This is a genomic window from Caballeronia arvi, assembly GCF_001544695.2.
Taxonomy (GTDB): Bacteria; Pseudomonadota; Gammaproteobacteria; order Burkholderiales; family Burkholderiaceae; genus Caballeronia; species Caballeronia arvi.
Window position 1 is genome coordinate 24,464 of record NZ_FCOM02000028.1, and the last position, 17,629, is coordinate 42,092.

General features: G+C 64.1%; 15 protein-coding genes. 12 read left to right on the forward strand and 3 right to left on the reverse strand.

Annotated elements, in window-relative coordinates:
- Positions 1 to 25: 25 nt before the first annotated feature.
- The 4 genes from AWB74_RS26000 to AWB74_RS26015 all read left to right on the forward strand — a co-directional run bounded on the left by AWB74_RS26000 (position 26) and on the right by AWB74_RS26015 (position 5,038).
- A complete protein-coding gene (locus AWB74_RS26000; RefSeq protein ID WP_061149544.1) occupies positions 26 to 1,201 on the forward strand; it encodes a UxaA family hydrolase in 1,176 nt (391 codons plus the stop codon).
- Between the two features lie 145 nt (positions 1,202 to 1,346).
- Positions 1,347 to 2,648, forward strand: coding sequence for a C4-dicarboxylate transporter DctA (dctA, locus tag AWB74_RS26005; protein ID WP_061149545.1), 1,302 nt, complete (start codon positions 1,347 to 1,349; stop codon positions 2,646 to 2,648).
- The gene (locus AWB74_RS26010; protein ID WP_061149546.1) at positions 2,645 to 3,679 is read left to right on the forward strand and encodes an Ldh family oxidoreductase; all 1,035 of its coding nucleotides are present in this window, start codon (positions 2,645 to 2,647) and stop codon (positions 3,677 to 3,679) included. The genes dctA and AWB74_RS26010 overlap by 4 nt, the downstream gene beginning before the upstream one ends.
- An 87-nt stretch (positions 3,680 to 3,766) precedes the next feature.
- On the forward strand, positions 3,767 to 5,038 hold the full coding sequence (locus AWB74_RS26015) for a cation:dicarboxylate symporter family transporter (RefSeq protein ID WP_061149547.1): 1,272 nt from the start codon (positions 3,767 to 3,769) through the stop codon (positions 5,036 to 5,038).
- A gap of 8 nt (positions 5,039 to 5,046) precedes the next feature.
- Here the strand turns inward: AWB74_RS26015 and AWB74_RS26020 are convergent, their stop codons facing one another.
- Positions 5,047 to 6,102, reverse strand: a complete 1,056-nt coding sequence (locus tag AWB74_RS26020) for a LacI family DNA-binding transcriptional regulator (RefSeq protein WP_061149548.1) — start codon at positions 6,100 to 6,102, stop codon at positions 5,047 to 5,049.
- Positions 6,103 to 6,339: 237 nt separating this feature from the next.
- On the opposite strand from AWB74_RS26020, the gene hpsN reads away from it, so the two are divergent.
- From hpsN to AWB74_RS26040, 4 genes are read left to right on the forward strand one after another with little or no spacing between them, the layout of a single operon-like run.
- Complete coding sequence (gene hpsN / locus AWB74_RS26025; RefSeq protein WP_061149592.1) at positions 6,340 to 7,653, forward strand: sulfopropanediol 3-dehydrogenase; 1,314 nt, start codon at positions 6,340 to 6,342, stop codon at positions 7,651 to 7,653.
- A 41-nt stretch (positions 7,654 to 7,694) separates the two neighbouring features.
- Positions 7,695 to 8,462 (forward strand): SDR family NAD(P)-dependent oxidoreductase, encoded by a 768-nt coding sequence (locus tag AWB74_RS26030; RefSeq protein WP_061149549.1) that lies wholly within the window; start codon positions 7,695 to 7,697, stop codon positions 8,460 to 8,462.
- Positions 8,463 to 8,520: 58 nt separating this feature from the next.
- The gene (locus AWB74_RS26035; RefSeq protein WP_061149550.1) at positions 8,521 to 9,876 is read left to right on the forward strand and encodes an MFS transporter; all 1,356 of its coding nucleotides are present in this window, start codon (positions 8,521 to 8,523) and stop codon (positions 9,874 to 9,876) included.
- Positions 9,873 to 10,883 (forward strand): alcohol dehydrogenase catalytic domain-containing protein, encoded by a 1,011-nt coding sequence (locus AWB74_RS26040; protein WP_061149551.1) that lies wholly within the window; start codon positions 9,873 to 9,875, stop codon positions 10,881 to 10,883. The genes AWB74_RS26035 and AWB74_RS26040 overlap by 4 nt, the downstream gene beginning before the upstream one ends.
- A gap of 165 nt (positions 10,884 to 11,048) precedes the next feature.
- On the opposite strand, the gene AWB74_RS26045 is transcribed toward AWB74_RS26040, so the two are convergent.
- Positions 11,049 to 12,425, reverse strand: a complete 1,377-nt coding sequence (locus AWB74_RS26045) for an aminotransferase-like domain-containing protein (RefSeq protein WP_061149552.1) — start codon at positions 12,423 to 12,425, stop codon at positions 11,049 to 11,051.
- Positions 12,426 to 12,544: 119 nt separating this feature from the next.
- On the opposite strand from AWB74_RS26045, the gene AWB74_RS26050 reads away from it, so the two are divergent.
- From AWB74_RS26050 to AWB74_RS26065, 4 genes are read left to right on the forward strand one after another with little or no spacing between them, the layout of a single operon-like run.
- Positions 12,545 to 13,885 (forward strand): hydroxymethylglutaryl-CoA reductase, degradative, encoded by a 1,341-nt coding sequence (locus AWB74_RS26050; protein ID WP_087039199.1) that lies wholly within the window; start codon positions 12,545 to 12,547, stop codon positions 13,883 to 13,885.
- Entirely contained in the window at positions 13,878 to 14,816 is a 939-nt protein-coding gene (locus tag AWB74_RS26055; RefSeq protein WP_061149554.1) for a hydroxymethylglutaryl-CoA lyase, read from the forward strand. Before AWB74_RS26050 ends, AWB74_RS26055 begins: the two co-directional genes overlap by 8 nt.
- Before the next feature lie 23 nt (positions 14,817 to 14,839).
- Positions 14,840 to 15,310 (forward strand): hypothetical protein, encoded by a 471-nt coding sequence (locus tag AWB74_RS26060; RefSeq protein WP_061149555.1) that lies wholly within the window; start codon positions 14,840 to 14,842, stop codon positions 15,308 to 15,310.
- Positions 15,310 to 16,695, forward strand: coding sequence for a tripartite tricarboxylate transporter permease (locus AWB74_RS26065; protein WP_061149556.1), 1,386 nt, complete (start codon positions 15,310 to 15,312; stop codon positions 16,693 to 16,695). The genes AWB74_RS26060 and AWB74_RS26065 overlap by 1 nt, the downstream gene beginning before the upstream one ends.
- A 100-nt stretch (positions 16,696 to 16,795) precedes the next feature.
- Here the strand turns inward: AWB74_RS26065 and AWB74_RS26070 are convergent, their stop codons facing one another.
- Positions 16,796 to 17,629 (reverse strand): hypothetical protein, encoded by an 834-nt coding sequence (locus AWB74_RS26070; protein ID WP_061149557.1) that lies wholly within the window; start codon positions 17,627 to 17,629, stop codon positions 16,796 to 16,798.

A 17,629-nucleotide genomic window follows, 5' to 3' on the forward strand; every position in this document is an offset into this window, starting at 1 on the left:
TTCACCCCACATCGAGAGAAACACCATGAGCGTACTTCAACTGGACACTACCTTCCGTGGTTATCGTCGTGAAAACGGCCGCGTCGGCGTGCGTAATCACGTCATCATCCTTCCCGTGGACGATCTGTCCAACGCCGCCGCGATGGCCGTCGAAGCCGCGATCAAAGGCACGATGGCGATTCCGCATCCCTATGGCCGACTGCAGTTCGGCGCGGACCTCGACTTGCATTTCCGCACGCTGATCGGCGCGGGCTCCAATCCGAACGTCGCGGCGGTGATCGTGATCGGCATCGAAGAAGGCTGGACCAAGCGCGTGGTCGACGGCATCGCCAAGTCGGGCAAGCCGGTGATGGGCTTCGGCATCGAACTGCACGGCGATCACGACACGATCATGCGTGCATCGAAGGCTGCGAAGGAGATGGTCCAGTACGCGACCGCGCTGGAGCGCGAGGAATGCCCGATCAGCGAGCTGTGGGTATCGACCAAATGCGGCGAGTCGGACACGACTTCCGGCTGCGGCGCGAACCCGACCGTCGGCAACGCATTCGACAAGCTCTATGGTCTCGGCAACACGCTCGTGTTCGGCGAGACGTCGGAACTCACCGGCGGCGAGCAGATCGTCGCGGCACGCTGCGCGAATAACGGCGTGCGCGAGCGCTTCCAGTTCATGTTCGACCGCTATCAGGACATGATCAACCGCTGGAAGACGGACGACCTCTCCGAATCGCAGCCGACCAAGGGCAACATTGCGGGCGGCCTGACGACCATCGAAGAGAAGGCGCTCGGCAACATCCAGAAGATCGGCAAGAAGTGCATGGTCGACGGCGTGCTCGACAAAGCGGAAGAGCCGACGCATTCGGGCCTGTGGTTCATGGATTCGTCGTCGGCCGCGGCGGAAATGGTGACGCTGTGCGCGGCATCGGGCTTCGCGGTGCATTTCTTCCCGACGGGGCAGGGCAACGTGATCGGCAATGCGATCGTGCCGGTCATCAAGATCTGCGCGAATCCGCGCACGGTCCGCACGATGGGCGAGCACATCGATGTGGATGTGTCCGGCATCCTGCAACGCGAGCAGAACCTCGATCAAACCGGCGACAAGCTGCTCGACTGCATGCTCGCCACGGCCAACGGCCGCTGGACCGCCGCCGAAACGCTCGGCCATCGCGAGTTCGTGCTCACGCGTCTGTTCGAAAGCGCGTAACGAAAGCGCATAAGCGGCAAAAGCAATCCGCAGTCCCCGCCCGGTGCGCGCGCCGGTTCGCGAGCCGTCGCAGAGCGGCCCCGGACCGGGTCCGCGCGCCCGTCGTCATCTTGCAGCAGCGAGTGGAGGAGGCACCATCTTGCGCATGCTCAAGCATCTGTACGTCCAGGTTCTGATCGGCCTGGCCGCCGGCATTCTCGTCGGCTATCTCGCGCCCTCGCTCGGCGTTCAATTCAAGCCGCTCGGCGATACCTTCATCCGTCTGATCAAGATGCTCATCACGCTTCTGATCTTCTGCACGGTGTCGGTCGGTATCGCGCGCATGGAAAGCCTCAAGCAGGTCGGGCGCGTCGGCTTCAAGACGATTCTGTATTTCGAGGTCGTGACGACGATCGCGCTGATCATCGGTTTGATCGTCGCCAACGTCGTGCATCCGGGCGCAGGGCTCGATATCGATCCGAAGACGCTCGATGCCGGCGCGGTCTCGCATTTCGTCACGGAAGTGCATACGGCCGAGCACAGGAGCCTGCTCGAAGAACTCGTGCCGAATTCGGTCGTCGGCGCGTTCGCGCGTGGCGACCTGTTGCAGGTGCTACTGTTTTCCGTGCTGTTCGGCGTCGCGTTGTCGCTGATGTCCGAGCGCAGCAAGGTGCTGGCGCTTGGCATCGAGCAATTGGGCGACGCGCTGATGCGCATCGTCGAGATGATCATGCGGCTCGCGCCGCTGGGCGCATTCGGCGCGATCGCGTTCACGGTCGGCAAGTACGGCATCGGCGCGTTGCAGCAGCTCGGCTTGCTGATCCTGTGCTTCTATGTGACGAGCATTTTGTTCGTCGTGCTCGTGCTCGGCACCGCTTGCCGATGGGCGGGCGTGAGCCTGTGGCCCTTGCTGCGCTATCTGCGAGAAGAGCTTCTGATCGTGCTCGGCACCTCGACGACGGAATCCGTGCTGCCGCGTCTGATGGAAAAACTCGAACGGCTCGGCTGTCCGAAATCGGTCGTCGGTCTCGTGCTGCCAACCGGCTATTCGTTCAATCTCGACGGCGCCGCCATCTATCTGACGATGACCTCGCTCTTCATCGCGCAGGCGACCAATACGCATCTCACGCTCACGCAGCAACTCGGACTGCTCGCCATCCTGCTCGTCACGTCGAAGGGCGGGGCGGGCGTTGCGGGCGCGGCGCTGGTCGCACTGACGGCCACGCTGTCCTCGCACAACATCATTCCGGTGGCGGGCATCACGCTCATCATCGGTATCGACCGGGTGCTCAACGAGATACGCGCGCTTGTCAACATGATCGGCAATGCGGTCGCGACGCTCGTGGTCGCGCGCTGGGAAGGCGTGCTGGACGTCGACACGGCGCGTGCCATACTCGCCGATCCACGCGCCGCTCGCGAAGAGGAGGCGCGCATTCTGATCGAACCCGTGCAGGACATGCAGAAATGAACGCAACCGACGACATCATCCTCAAACCCACGGCACTGCACACGCTTGCGCGCAGGGCCTTGCTCGCAGCCGGTGCGACCGACGCCGGCGCCGAAGCCGCCGCGAAAGCGCTCGTCTATGCAGACGCACGCGGACTCTCGTCACACGGCGTCGCGCGTTTGCCGATGTACCTCGCGCAGTTGCGCAACGGCCGCGTGGATGGGGCGGCGAAGCCCGTCATCGTGCGCGACAAAGGCGCTGCGTTTCTCGTCGATGCCGCCGATGGCCTCGCGTTCGGCGCATGCGAACTGGCCGTCGCGACCGGCATCGAGCGTGCGCGCACCTTCGGCACGGCGGCGGCGAGCGTGACGCGCAGTCATCACTTCGGCGCGGGTGCGTACCACCTCGAAGCGGTCGGCGCGGCGGGACTGGTCGGCCTCGCGTTCAGCAACGCGCCCGGTTCGATGCCCGTGTGGGGCGGCACGCGTCCGTTGCTCGGCACCAATCCGATCGCCGCGGTGTTTCCCCGTGCCAACGCCGCGCCGCTGATGATCGACTTGTCCTTGTCGCAGGTCGCGCGCGGCAAGATCATGGTCGCTGCGCGCGACGGCAAGCCGATCCCCGAAGGCTGGGCCACGACCGCCGACGGCCAGCCGACCACCGATGCCCGCGCCGCGCTCAACGGCATGATGCTGCCCTTCGGCGGCGCGAAGGGCGCGGTGCTTGCCCTGATGGTCGAACTGCTCGCGGCGGCGCTGTCGGGCGCGCAATTCGGTTCGGAAGCGGGCTCGTTTCTGACCGAAGACGGTCCGCGCTCGGGCGTCGGGCATCTGTTCTGGCTGCTCGACCCGGACGCGCTCGCGGGATCACGCGTCTATCAGCAGCGCATCGAAACGCTGATCGAACTGATGCTCGTGGACGACGACGTCCGCTTGCCGGGCGATCGCCGCCATGAGATCGCGGCGGCGAGCGAACGCGACGGCATCGCGCTCGACCGCAAGCTGTTCGAACAACTTCAGGCGCTCGCCAGCAACAACGCCGACGCGATCTGAAAGCACGACGAGATTACGCACGACGCATTCATCTTCTTCCCCATAGCGACATCGATACAGGCGCCTTCAGGACGCCCGGAGACAAGCATGCGCAAGATCTTTCGTCAGATTTACGTGCAGGTCCTCATCGCAATCGTGGCGGGCGCGCTGCTCGGGCATTACTTTCCTCACGCGGGGCAGAGTGTCGCGCCTTTGAGCACGGCGTTCATCAAGCTGGTGAAGATGGTGACCGGGCCGTTGATCTTCGTGACTATCGTGCTCGGCGCGAAGGAAATGGGCGGCGCGGGCGCGCTGGGCCGCATCGGCGGAAAGTCGATCATTCTGTTCGAAGTCACGACGACCATCGCGCTGTTGATGGGCCTTTGGGCCGTGAACACCATTCAGCCGGGCGCGGGGCTCAATCTGACGCCGGCTTCCATCGACGCGAGCGTGCTGTCGGGCTATGAACGCTCGATGCACGACACGGGCGGCATCACCGGCTTCCTGCTGAACATCATTCCGGATAGCGCGGTGTCGGCGTTCGCGCATGCGGACATGCTCCAGGTCGTGCTGTTCTCCGCGCTGTTTGCGATCGGCCTCTCGCATGCGGGCAAGGCCGGCGAGACCGCGTACAAGTTCTTCGAAGGCATCGGCGCGGCGCTGTTCGGCATCGTGCGCATCGTCATGCGGCTCGCGCCCATCGGCGCGTTCGGCGCGATGGGCTACGCCGTCGGCAAGTTCGGTTTCGGCACCATGAACTCGCTGATGATGCTGCTTCTCACCGTCTATGCCGCGACGCTCGCCTATATCGTGCTGGTGCTCGGCGGCATCTGCATGATGTGCGATGTCAGCCTGTGGCGCCTGCTCAAGTACATTCGCGGCGAAATCCTGCTGGTGATCGCGACGGTGTCGTCCGAAGCCGCGTTTCCGCAGCTCGTCAGAAAGCTTGAAGCGCTTGGCTGCCCGAGCGGTGTCGTCGGTGTCGTGATGCCGATGGGCTATACGTTCAATCTCGCGGGCACGTGCGTGGCGCAGGTGATCTGCGCGGTGTTCATCGCGCAGGCGTTCGGCATTCAGTTGTCGGTTGCGGAGCAGGCCGTGCTGGTCGGCATTTCGATGCTGACGTCGAAGGGCATGGCGGGCGTCGCGGGCGCGAGCTTCATCACGCTGCTCGCTACGCTTGCGGCGTTCAAGCACATTCCGATCGAAGGCGCGGCCATCGTGCTGGGTGTCGATCGCTTCATCGCCGAAGTCCGGGCGACGACGAACATGATTGGCAACGCCGTCGCCACCGTGGCCGTCGCGCATTGGGAGCGTCAGCGCGACGACGTCTGCATGCGCGAAACGCTGGGCATGCCGCCCAAAGCGGTCACGCGATGAAGCGGAGTTCAGTTCGGCGCGGGTCCGCTCGTGCCGCGCACGACGAGTTCGATCGGCAGGCACGCATTGTCCGGCGCCTGTCCCGTTGCGAGCCATTCGAGCAAGGTGGACGCCGCGCGCTGTCCGAGTTCGTAGGTCGGCAAGAGCACGGTGGACAGGCCCGGCGTGATCTGCGAGGAAATCGGCAGATTGTCGCAACCGACGATGGACAACGCATGCGGCACGTCGATCTTCATCGATTGCGCTTCGAAGAGCGCGCCGAGCGCGAGCACGTCGTTGCCGCAGAACACGGCAGTCGGACGCGGCCGCAGTTGCATCAGATGCTTGAGCCCGGCACGGCCGCCGTCGAAGCCGAAAGGCTGTTCAATGAGGTTGGCCTCTGGCAAGCGCACGCCGGCTTCGGCCAGCGCGGTGCGAAAGCCATCGACCCGATGCCGGGCCCGATCGTTATGACGGGTCACGCCGGAAATCATGCCGAACGTCCGATGGCCGAGCGAAAGCAAATGCTCTGCCGCGAGCCTGCCGATCAACCGGTTATCGAAACCGATGAGCGGCGCCGTGGTGGTCAGTATCTCGCTCGCGGCAGCGGTGTTGGTCCAGGTGATCAGAACCGGAATCCGGCTCGCCCGCACCATGTCCCATGTTTCATGCGCGTGCTCGGCGCCGACGAGAACGAGCGCATCGACGGCGCGTTCGAGCAGCGCTCGCGCCGCTTCCGTCTCGGACGCGAGGCTGTACTCGTGCGCGGAAATCAGCAGCTGGTAGCCCGCGTTCGACAGCGTGCTCTGCAGCCCCTGAACGGCGCGCGCGAAGATGGCGTTGTCGAGCGTCGGCACGATGGCGCCGACCATGCGCGCGCGGCCCGAAGCCAGGGCGCGGGCCGCGCCGTCGGGCACGTAGCCGAGCCGCGCGATCGCCTGCAGGATGCGCTCGCGCGTGTTGCCCTTCACCATGTCGGGATTCGACAGCGCCCGGGAGACGGTCGCCGTGGACACGCCAGCGAGTGCGGCTACGTCCGAAAGTCTCGGGCGTTCGACGCTGTTCGTTTCCAGTGCATCGTTCATCGAAAGAGTCCTGCGGTCATACGGTAATTGCCAGCATCACATCGACGGGCGGGGAACGCTTCTAGGTATCAATACCGATTCAATGTTCCACCAGAGTTTTTATTATAGATGCAAGCGCTTGCATTTTCATCCGCAGGCGACATGAGCTGCCGGAACGAGACCGGCTTATTTTTCTCCCAAAAATGCAAGCGCTTGCATTTCGGTGCGACCCAGGCGATCCCAACTCAGGAGCAGACCATGACGGCGTTTTATCTGAAGAAGGCCACCAAGACCCCGGAGACCGAAACCGCGACCGCGCAGCGCGTCGTCACGGAGATGCTCGCGGAAATCGAGGCCAGCGGCGAAGCGGCCGTGCGCGCCTATGCCAGCAAGCTGGACCACTGGAACGGGGACATCATCGTGCCGCGCGAGGAGATCGAGCGGCGCGCGCGTGAAGTGCCGCAGCACATTCGCGATGACATCGATTTTGCGGTGAAACAGGTGCATGACTTCGCGGTGGCGCAGCGGCGTTCGATCGAAGATTTCTCCGTCGAGCTGCATCCCGGCGTGACGGCCGGTCAGCGCGTGATTCCGGTCAATGTGGTCGGCTGCTATGCGCCGGCCGGACGGTATGCGCATATCGCATCGGCGTATATGGGTGTGGCGACCGCCAAGGCAGCGGGAGTCAAGACCGTGATCGCGTGTTCGAGCCCGTTTCGTGGCGGCGGCATTCATCCCTACGTGCTCTACGGCTTCAAGGCGGCGGGCGCCGATGTGGTGATGACGCTCGGCGGCGTGCAGGCAATCGCGTCGATGGCGTTCGGTCTCTTCACGGGCAAGGCCGCCGATGTCGTCGTCGGGCCCGGCAACAAGTTCGTCGCGGAGGCCAAGCGCGCGTTGTTCGGCAAGGTCGGCATCGACGTGTTCGCGGGGCCTTCGGAAGTTGCCGTGATTGCGGATGACACGGCGGACCCGGCCATCGTCGCAAGCGATCTGGTCGGGCAGGCCGAACACGGCCATGAGTCGCCGGCATGGCTCTTCACCACGTCGAAAGCGCTTGCCGCCGAAGTCATGGCGCTAGTACCGCGCCTGATCGACGACCTCCCGCCGACCGCGCGCGATGCCGCGGCCGCAGCCTGGCGCGATTATGGCGAAGTGATCGTCTGCGACACCCGCGAGGAAGTGGTGGACGTGTCCGACCGTTACGCTTCAGAACATCTCGAAGTGCATGCCGCCGATCTCGACTGGTGGCCCGAAAACCTGACGTGTTACGGGTCGCTGTTCCTCGGCGAAGAAACCACCGTGGCTTTCGGAGACAAGACCAGCGGCCCCAATCACGTTCTGCCGACAAAGGGCGCGGCCCGCTACTCGGGCGGCCTTTCCGTCCATAAGTTCGTCAAGACGCTGACGTGGCAGCGCATGACGCGCGATGCGGCTCGTCGTATCGGCGAAGTGACCGCGCGGATCTCACGGCTCGAAGGCATGGAAGCCCACGCGCGCACGGCGGACGACCGGCTCCGGAAGTACTTCCCGAACGAACAGTTCGAAAAGGGCGATGCCGTACAAGTCTGAGCCGGATTCGAGGCCGAAATGCACTTACGATGGAGTGATCGATGGAACTCGCAGGCATGTTCAGTCTTGAAGGACGGGTTGCGCTCGTGACCGGAGGCAACGCGGGCATTGGCCTCGCGATTGCGAACGCTTTAGGGCGTGCCGGTGCGCGCGTCGTGCTGGCCGCCCGGCGTGAAGGCGCTTTACGCGACGCCGCGGCCACGCTCGCGACACGGGGCATCGACGCGGGTTTCATCACCGCCGACATAAGCTTGCCCGAAGCCGCGATGCGTTGCGCGGACGAGGCGCTCGCGCAACACGGCCCGGTCGATATTCTGGTGAATGCGGCCGGCGTGAACCTGCGCCAGTCCTTCGCCGATGTCACGCCCGAGACATGGCAGACGCAGCTCGCGCTCCATCTGGGCGCGCCGTTTTTTCTCACGCAGAAGCTCGCGCCGCTCATGAAAGCACGCGGCTGGGGACGCATCATCAATATCGCGTCGCTGCAGTCGTATCGGGCGTTCGCCAACAGCGCGCCGTATGGCGCGGGGAAGGGCGGCGTCGTTCAGCTCACACGGGCGATCGCGCAGGAGTGGGGGCGGCACGGCATCACCTGCAACGCCATCGGTCCGGGCTTTTTCCCGACTGCGCTCACCGCTTCCGTATTCGCGGATGAAGCGCTCGCGAACCGGCATGCCGAACAGACCTGCCTCGGCCGCAACGGAAGACTGGAGGATATCGACGGTCTCGCCGTATTCCTCGCAAGCGATGCGTCCGGCTTTATCAGCGGTCAGACAATCATGATCGACGGCGGCTACACCGCCCGTTGATCGACAGGTGGAGACAAGCATGTTGATACAGGACAGTCAGAGCCTTTCGGGTCAGGAAATGGCGCGCCGCGCGAGCCCGGGCTCGGAGAATCTTCGGGCCGTCACGCTTTCGAGCGTGCTCGGCGCGGTCATCGAGTGGTACGACTTTTTTCTCTATGGCGTGGTCGCGGGCGTCGTTTTGAACCGGCTGTACTTCCCGCAAGCGGACGCCGTGGTCTCGACCATGCTCGCTTATTCGACGTTCGCGCTCGGATTCGTGGCAAGGCCGATCGGTGGCGTGATTTTCGGGCACTTCGGCGACCGGCTCGGCCGAAAGAAAATGCTCATGCTGACGTTGCTGCTGATGGGCGGCGCAACGGTCATGATCGGGCTGGTGCCGACGTATTCATCCATCGGCATTGCGGCGCCGTTGCTGCTGCTGGCCTGCCGCATCGTTCAGGGCATCGGACTGGGCGGCGAGTGGGGCGGCGCGGTGCTGATGACCTACGAATCCGCTCCCGTGGACAAGCGCGGCTTCTACGCAAGCCTTCCGCAGATCGGCATGTCGCTCGGACTCGTGCTGGCGTCGGGCGTGGTTGCCGTGCTGTCCTACACGCTGGACGACGCCCAGTTTCTCGCCTGGGGCTGGCGTTCAGCCTTCATCGCGAGCGGCGTGCTGGTGATCGTCACCTTCTATATGCGCAAGCACGTGGCCGAAACCGACGATTTCAGCAAGGCGAAAAAGACGAAGCACGATGCGCTGCCGATCATCGATGTATTCCGCCGCTATCCGCGCACGGTGCTGGCCTGCATGGGCGCGCGTGTCATCGACGGCGTGTTTTTCAATGTGTTCGGTGTCTTCTCGATTCACTACCTCACCGAGACACTCCACTTCCCGCGCACGACCGCGCTGCTGGGCGTCGTGTTCGGCGCGGCGGTGATGTCGTTCTTCATTCCCTTCTGGGGCCGCGTCTCGGACAAGGTGGGTCAGCCCATCGTCTACGGTATCGGCGCGTTGCTGGCAGGGCTTTCTGCCTACCCCGCCTTCATGCTGATGCACGGCTCGAATGGGTCCGCATTGCCGGTCTGGATCGCGATCATCATCCCGTTCGGGGTGTTTCATGCGGCGGTGTTCGGCACGATGTCGTCGCTGTTCTCCGAGGCCTTCGAACCCGATGTGCGTTATAGCGGCATTTCCTTCGTGTATCAGTTTGCCGGCGTGTTCGCGGGCGGTCTGACGCCAGTGGCCGCGACTTATCTCACGGGCCTTCAGTCCGGCAAGCCGTGGTATCTGTGCGCGTACGTACTGGCAGCCGGAACGCTGAGCGCCCTGTGTTGTGCGTGGCTCGCACGGCACCGGAAGTCGCCGCATTGCGAGCGTGCTCGTGCACGCGACCTGACTGCAACCCGACAACACCGCATGGAGACGCTATGAAAGCGCTGGTCTATACGCAACCCAACGAGATGCAGTTGCTCGAACGGCCGGAACCCGTCGCAGAGGACGGCGAGGTCGTGTTGAAAATCGATGCTGTCGGTATTTGCGGGTCCGACATGCACGCCTATCATGGGCACGATCCTCGTCGCAAGCCGGGTCTGGTTCTGGGGCACGAATTCGCCGGCACGATTGCACAGAGCCGCGATGCGAAGTGGCAAGAAGGCACGCGAGTGACCGGCAACCCGCTAATTACATGCGGTACATGCGAGTATTGCGTGCAGGGCCGCGACAACTTGTGCGCAAACCGCACCATGGTCGGCATGACGCGCCCGGGCGCTTTTGCCGACTACATGTCGATTCCGGCGACGTGTCTCGTCGCAATTCCGTCCGGGATGCCGGCGCATGTCGCTGCGGCTACCGAACCGGCCGCCACCGCGCTGCATGCGGTGAACCTGACCATGCGCGCGTTGAGTCGACCTCTTCCCGAATGCCGGGCGCTGATCATCGGAGGCGGTGCCATCGGGCTGTTTTGCGCGTTGCTCCTGCGATCGTACGGTTGCCGTGACGTGACCGTCGCCGAAACCAATGCCACGCGACGAACATCAGCAGAGCACGAAGCCACGTGCACAACCTGCGATCCGCTCGTGCAAGAGGAACAGCCAAACCGCTTCGACTTTGTGATCGATGCCGTGGGCGCCAAGGTAACGCGGAACAGCGCTCTGGCTGCCGTCAAACCCGGGGGTGTCGTGATGCACATCGGCCTGCAGGACTGGGCCAGTGAAATCGACATGCGCAAACTGACGCTCGCCGAAATCACTTTGCTCGGCACCTACACATACACGATGGCCGACCTTCGGGCGACCGTAAACGCACTGCACGAAGGCGCCTTCGGTACTTTGACGTGGCTCGAGCATCGACCGCTCGCGGAGGGCGGGCAAGCCTTCGCTGATCTGCATGCCGGCTTGGCGAAGTCCAGCAAGGTGTTGCTCATTCCTGAAGCTGCCTGACGAACGTCACAGCGCTCGACTCTGCCTCAGGCCGCGTTCCTCACGTTGGGAGCGCAGGGAACCGGGACTGCAACGCAGTCTCGACTTTCCATGCGCGCACTCAGCCGTTTCGCGCCAAGGACGTCCAGCTCTCCGCGGAAAAAGCGCTTCGCGCGCAGCGACGTCTCAAAGCACCAGCGTCTTCTCGAATCGCGGATCGCCAAGATAAGCGACGTTGAAGCGAAACCAGGGCGACACACTGTTCGCATGCGCCGAAAAGATCGTTCCCGGCGCGAGGATCACATGCTTCTCCAGCATCTCCTTGGCGAATGCGATCGAATCGTCGCGCCCCGGCAGTCGCGCCCATAGATAAAGACTCTGATCGCTGACCTTGAAGATGGTCGCATTCAGTCGCGCCAGCGCTTCGACGCCTGTGGCCGTCGCGCGTTTGAGCCGGTCCTGCAGGCGATTCGTGTGACGCAGAAAGTGACCGTCGCTCACGATGGCATCGAGCGTGCGCTCGCAATACTCGCTGCTGCTCACGTGCGTAAGCATCTTCACATCGGCGAGATCGCTCGCGAGGTCGGCATCGCAGGCCAGAAAGCCCACACGCAGTGCCGCCGACACCGATTTCGAAAAGCTGCCGATATAAATCGTGCGGCGCAACTGATCCAGCGCACTGATGCGCGTGGCCGAGCGCGGCTTGAGATCGGCGAGCGCGTCGTTCTCGACCACGATCAGATCGTGCGCCTCTGCCAGCTGCAAAATGCGATGCGCCTTCGCCGCGCTGATGTCCGTCGCGGTCGGATTGTGCCCGACGGATTGCGTGAAAAAAAGCCGCGGCCGATGCGTCTTCAGCCGCTCTTCGAGCGCGGCGATATCCGGCCCGTCGACACCGCGCGGCACGCCGACGATATTCGCGCCCGAGAGCTTCAGCTTGCCGAACAGCGCGTAATAGCCGGGATCGTCGACGAGCACGGTGTCGCCCGCGCGCACGAAGTAGCGCACGACCATGTCCATCGCCTGATTCGCGCCGTGCGTGAGGACGATCTGCTGCGGCGCGGCTTCGATCTCGTAGCCCGCGAGCTTCTGCTGCAGATGCTGACGCAAAGGCAGATAACCGAAGCGGCTGCCGTAGCGGAACAGCGATGCGACACCGGTACGCACCACCCGCTGATGAAAGTGATCCAGCCGGGTCTCTTCGAGCCACGCGACGGGCGGAAAACCTTCGCCGAGATTGAGAAAGCCCGGCTTGCTCTGCAACTGTTCGCGCATGAGCCACACGGAATCCATCGCGCGGTCGAGCGTGGGCGCGTCTTCGTCGTGCTGCTGCGGCGTCGTCACACTCGCGACGTAGAAGCCCGCGCCGCGCCGCGGCTCGATGAGACCGTTCGACGTCAGCATGTCGAACGCGCTGATGACGGTGTTCTTCGAGCAGCCGTTCGCGTCAGCGTATTCCCTTATCGACGGAAGTTTGTCGCCTGCGCGCAGCACACCTTCGGTGATCTGTCTGGCGAGATTGTCCGCAAGTGTCGCCGACAGGCTCGGCTTCTCGTGCCGCATCGTATTGATCCATTTTGAAAGTGAACCCGCCGTATTGGGTACAGCCAGGCCACTGTTTGCCGGAATTGTACCTTTCCATTGGGTACAGTCGGCCTATTATTCGCCCATCCGATGCGTCGTTGCAAGCGGCGCGAAGAGACAGACGGAATACGCATCCATACAGCAGAGGAAGACACATGATCGATTCGAAGTTGCCGAATTTCCGCGCGATGTCGCCCGCGCAGCGCCTGACGCATGTCGCGCAGGCCGCGGGCCTCGACGACGCCGAGCACGCGCTGCTCGCAAAGCCCGGCGCGCTGCCGCTCGATACGGCGAACGGCATGATCGAAAACGTCGTCGGCACCTTCGAACTGCCGATGGCGGTCGCCGGGTACTTCCAGCTGAACGGCCGCGACGTGCTGGTGCCGATGGCGGTGGAGGAACCGTCGATCGTCGCGGCGGCGTCGTACATGGCGAAGCTCGCGCGTGAGGCAGGCGGCTTCCGCACGTCGAGCACGGGCCCGCTGATGCGCGCGCAGGTGCAGGTCGTCGGCGTGTCGGATCCGTATGGCGCGCGGCTCGCCATCCTCAAGCATCGCGACGAGCTGATCGAGATGGCCAACGCGCGCGACAAAGTGCTGATCGGACTTGGCGGCGGCTGCCGCGACATCGAAGTGCACGTGTTTCCGGACACGCCGCGCGGCGCGATGGTCGTCGCGCATCTGATCGTCGACGTGCGCGACGCGATGGGCGCGAACACGGTCAACACGATGGCCGAGACGGTCGCGGGCCGCATCGAGGAGATCACCGGCGGCAAGGTGCGCTTGCGCATCCTGTCGAACCTCGCCGATCTGCGCCTCGCGCGCGCGCAGGTGCGCTACAGCGCGGCCACTTTGCAGACCAAGGCGTATTCGGGCGAGGACGTGATCGCCGGCGTCGTCGATGCGTATCTCTTCGCGGCGATCGATCCATACCGCGCCGCGACGCACAACAAGGGCATCATGAACGGCATCGATCCGGTGATCGTCGCGACCGGCAACGACTGGCGCGCGGTCGAGGCGGGCGCGCATGCCTACGCGAGCCGCGGCGGGCGTTATACGTCGCTGACGACGTGGGAAGTCGCGAACAACGGCGATCTGGTCGGCACGATCGAAATGCCGATGCCGGTCGGTCTCGTAGGCGGCGCGACCAAGACGCATCCACTCGCGCGTCTCGCACTGAAGATCATGAACGTGAGTTCGGCGCAGGAACTCGGCGAGATCGCGGTCGCGGTTGGCCTTGCGCAGAACATGGGCGCGTTGCGCGCGCTCTCGACCGAAGGCATCCAGCGCGGCCATATGGCGCTGCACGCGCGCAACATCGCGCTGGCGGCGGGCGCGAGCGGCGCGGATATCGACTGGGTCGTCAAAAAGATGGTCGCGGCGCGCAACGTCAGCGTCGACTACGGCATGAGTCTTCTGCAAGGACCGCGCGATGAATGACATGCCGAAGCGCGTACGCATCGTCGAAGTCGGGCCGCGCGATGGCTTGCAGAACGAGCCATCGCCTGTGTCGGCGCAAGTGAAGGCGGATCTGATCGAGCGTCTGATCGATGCGGGCGTGCGCTATGTCGAGGCGGCCTCGTTCGTGTCGCCGAAATGGGTACCGCAGATGGCCGATGGCGCACAAGTGCTCGAACGCGTGCGCGACAAGGCGCGCGCCACGCGCACGACGCTCGCCGCGCTCGTGCCGAACATGAAGGGACTCGAAGCCGCGCTGGCATCGTGCGCCGATGAAATCGCGGTCTTCGCGGCGGCCTCCGAGTCGTTCTCGCAGAAGAACATCAACTGCTCGATCGACGAGAGCATCGCGCGCTTCGAACCGGTGATCGCCGCCGCGCGTGCCGCGAATGTGCGCGTTCGCGGCTATGTGTCGTGCGTGCTCGGCTGTCCGTTCGAAGGCGAGATCGCGCCGCAGGCCGTTGCGCGCGTGGCGAAGAAACTGTTCGACATGGGCTGCTACGAAATCAGTCTCGGCGATACCATCGGCGCGGGCACGCCATCGAAGACGCAAGCGATGCTCGACGCATGCAGCGCGCGCGTTCCCGTCGAGGCTTTGGCCGGCCATTTCCACGATACGTGGGGCATGGCCGCAGCCAACGTGCACGCGGCATTGCAACGCGGCGTCGCGGTGTTCGACAGCTCCGTGTCGGGTATCGGCGGGTGTCCGTATTCGCCGGGCGCGACGGGCAATGTCGCGACGGAGGATATCGTCTATCTGTGCGAGGGCATGGGCATCGAAACGGGCATCGATCTGAACAGGCTCGCAGAGGCGGGCGCGTTCATATCGCAGGCATTGAAGCGCGAGACGTCGTCGCGTGTGGCGCGCGCACTCGAAGCGAAGCGCCGCCGGCAAGCAACGCAGTGCATCTGATAACTCCAGCAAAAGGAGGGGACATGGAACAGCAACTCACCGCGCATGAACGCGGCCACGCGCCATCGCAGAGCGCGGATCGGGCGGACTACAGGCTCGTCGAGATCTGGGGCGATACCGTCGATACGCGGCATCTCGCGTGGTCGGTCGTGCTCGGCATCGCGATCAGCTATGGCGCGTTCGCGATCGCGAATCGCGTGCTCGCCGCCTACGTGCCCGACGTCGCGATGGCCCGCGCCTACGCGATGCTCGTCGGCCTCGGCGGCTGTCTCATCGCGGGCGCGGTGTGCGCGAAGCTCTTCAGGCCGAAGCGCGAAGTGATCGAGGAAGCGCACGGCGCGGCGGGCCGCGAGGAAGTGCTGAAGCAACTCGCGGGCGAAGCAGGCGGACTGGGCCGCGTCGCGGACTTGCCGCCCTCGGTCGTCGCCGAGATGAAGGAGCTCGGCTTGTACGAGCTGTTCGCAGAATACGAAAAGCGCGAAGGAGCACATTGATGGAACCGTTCGTCACTCAACTGCTGGTCGCGCTCGGCATGGCGCTCATCGGCGCGATCGTGTTCTCGGGCATCGGCCTCATTTCCGGCACCGACGAAACCACGACGCTCGCGCCGCTCACCTTGCTCGTCGTGCTGCTCGGCGTGCCGCCCGTCGGCGTGTTTTCGTTCTTCATGGCGGGCGCGGTATCGAAGCACATGACGCACGCGATTCCCACGGCCTTGCTCGGCATTCCCGGCGATACGCTCGCCACGCCTCTGCTGCAACAGGCGACGATGCTGCGCAATCTGGGCGTGCCGCACATCGCGCTGCGCAAGATGATTTCGGGCGCGATCGTCGCGGCGTTCGTCGCGGTGCCGCTCGCGGTGTTGTTCGCCGTGCTGCTCGCACCGTTCGGTCCGGCCATCACGAAGGCGGCGCCGTGGGTGTTTCTGGCGGCATCGATTCTCATCGCGTATTTTTCGTCGGGCCGATGGGCTTCCGTGTTCCTGCTCGTGCCGTTCGTGCTGGTGATCGTCGGCTTGCAGGCGCTGACGGGAAAATACGGCGTGAAGCTTTCCGTGAGCTACTTTCTCGGCATCGCGATCGGACCGCTCATCGCCGATCTGTTCTCGATTCTTTCGCCCGCCGATCGCGCCCGCATGCGCCGCGACCGCGTGCGCACGTTCTCGCTCGCGCCGGACATGAAGGGCTGGAGCGGCTATTTCCCGAATCCGATGAAAGTGCTCGACGGACAGCAACGCGGATGGGTCGCGGCCACTGCCGCCGTATCGAGCGCGACCTTCGTGTTCAGCCCGGTCGCGATGACGGTCGTGCTCGGCGAGCTCGTCGGCTCGCGCGTGAAGCATGCATATCATCGGTTGACGACCGTGATCTCCGCGCGCAACGGCGTGACGGAAGCGACATACATCGCCGAAGCGCTGATTCCGTTGATCGCATTCGGACTGCCGCTGAGTCCGGTTGCGGCGGGACCGGCCGCGCCGCTTTTCAACGCACCGCCGCGCTTTTTCGTCGATACGGCCACGGGCCACATCAACAACCTGCACACGATGATGACGACGTGGCAGTTCCTCGGCTTCGGTTTGCTTGCGGTCGTGCTGGCGGCGCTCGTCGCGTATCCGCTGTCGATGAACTACGCGCATCGCGCGGCGTCGTTCGTCGCGCGCAAGCTGAGTCACGAAGCGATCATCGCGACGTTCGTCGGCCTGATCGTCGTGATCAGCGTCTGGGAAGGGCAGTTGCTCGGGCTTCTGGTGATTCTGAGCGTGGGCTTGCTCGGCGGTCTGTTGTCGCGCAATTTCGGCTTCAATACCGGCGTGCAGTTCATGGGGTATTACACGGCGGTGTTGAGCGTGCCCGCGCTCACGAAGGCGTTCGGCGCGTGACGCAGCAATGTGGCGGGGCCGTCGACGCACGATTGCGCGCTCTCGCGAGCCTCGGCCGAGTCCGCCGCGGTGGCATTGGCTTTACATCCGCGAGCGGACATCAGAACCGGAAAGACACGTTGACGCTCGGCCCATTGAAACGCAGCGTCTGTACGAGCTGATCGCCGGAACCGTAGAAGGCGAGATACCGGTAAGTCAAACTGACTTCACCCCAACGGGCGCCGTAGCCGATGCCACCGGACGCCTGCCAGGTAAAGCGGGAAGTTCCGGTGCCGATGTCCAGATAGAACGGCACGTACCAACTGCCATCGCCGGTGAGGGACACGCGCCCGCGCACGCCGGCGAAGCCGTCGAATATGTTCTGGTTTTCGGATGCATGGATCTCCGGATTCAAACTGAGGCCGCTGTTCAGACTCGCAGAAGAAGACGCATCGAGGGCGGCGCTTACGCGGAGATAGCGGATGCCTATGATCGCGTCCACGCTCGCCCGTGTCAGAGACGCTATGGTGTATCCGCCACCCAGCTGAACCAGCGTTCCCCGCAGGCTGGTCTCGAAGTCTCGCTGCGTCGTCCCGGTGCCGAAGACGCCGTCCGTCGCGTTGACCGAGCTTTCGTGCCGTCCGAATTTCAGATAGATGGTGTCCGCGAACAGGCTCCAGGGACCCTTTCGCGCCTCACCTTGCAGCATCAATGCAAATTTCAGATGCTCCAGGTAGTTGTACGGTCCGGTCGAAGCGTCGGCTCCTCCTCCGGGGAGGGTGAATCGGAGGGAGCCGCCTACGCTCGGTAACCACAGATACGGAGTGACGGCGAACTGCCAATGATCGTTCGCATTGGCCGAGCCGGGCGGCTCATCGGCTAGCGCTCTGGTTGCTATCAGAGTGGCAAACAGAGCGGTAAGCAGAGCGGTGGCCATTTCCTTGCTGAATTTCAT

What these genes read in the sequence shown, in the direction of transcription:
- dctA (WP_061149545.1), top strand. Translation starts at nt 1,347, where the DNA reads ATGCTCAAGCATCTGTACGTCCAGGTTCTGATCGGCCTGGCCGCCGGC.
- AWB74_RS26060 (WP_061149555.1), top strand. Translation starts at nt 14,840, where the DNA reads ATGGAACAGCAACTCACCGCGCATGAACGCGGCCACGCGCCATCGCAG.
- AWB74_RS26020 (WP_061149548.1), bottom strand. Translation starts at nt 6,102, where the DNA reads ATGAACGATGCACTGGAAACGAACAGCGTCGAACGCCCGAGACTTTCG.
- AWB74_RS26015 (WP_061149547.1), top strand. Translation starts at nt 3,767, where the DNA reads ATGCGCAAGATCTTTCGTCAGATTTACGTGCAGGTCCTCATCGCAATC.
- AWB74_RS26045 (WP_061149552.1), bottom strand. Translation starts at nt 12,425, where the DNA reads ATGCGGCACGAGAAGCCGAGCCTGTCGGCGACACTTGCGGACAATCTC.
- AWB74_RS26030 (WP_061149549.1), top strand. Translation starts at nt 7,695, where the DNA reads ATGGAACTCGCAGGCATGTTCAGTCTTGAAGGACGGGTTGCGCTCGTG.
- AWB74_RS26035 (WP_061149550.1), top strand. Translation starts at nt 8,521, where the DNA reads ATGGCGCGCCGCGCGAGCCCGGGCTCGGAGAATCTTCGGGCCGTCACG.
- AWB74_RS26010 (WP_061149546.1), top strand. Translation starts at nt 2,645, where the DNA reads ATGAACGCAACCGACGACATCATCCTCAAACCCACGGCACTGCACACG.
- hpsN (WP_061149592.1), top strand. Translation starts at nt 6,340, where the DNA reads ATGACGGCGTTTTATCTGAAGAAGGCCACCAAGACCCCGGAGACCGAA.
- AWB74_RS26065 (WP_061149556.1), top strand. Translation starts at nt 15,310, where the DNA reads ATGGAACCGTTCGTCACTCAACTGCTGGTCGCGCTCGGCATGGCGCTC.
- AWB74_RS26000 (WP_061149544.1), top strand. Translation starts at nt 26, where the DNA reads ATGAGCGTACTTCAACTGGACACTACCTTCCGTGGTTATCGTCGTGAA.
- AWB74_RS26040 (WP_061149551.1), top strand. Translation starts at nt 9,873, where the DNA reads ATGAAAGCGCTGGTCTATACGCAACCCAACGAGATGCAGTTGCTCGAA.
- AWB74_RS26055 (WP_061149554.1), top strand. Translation starts at nt 13,878, where the DNA reads ATGAATGACATGCCGAAGCGCGTACGCATCGTCGAAGTCGGGCCGCGC.
- AWB74_RS26070 (WP_061149557.1), bottom strand. Translation starts at nt 17,629, where the DNA reads ATGAAATTCAGCAAGGAAATGGCCACCGCTCTGCTTACCGCTCTGTTT.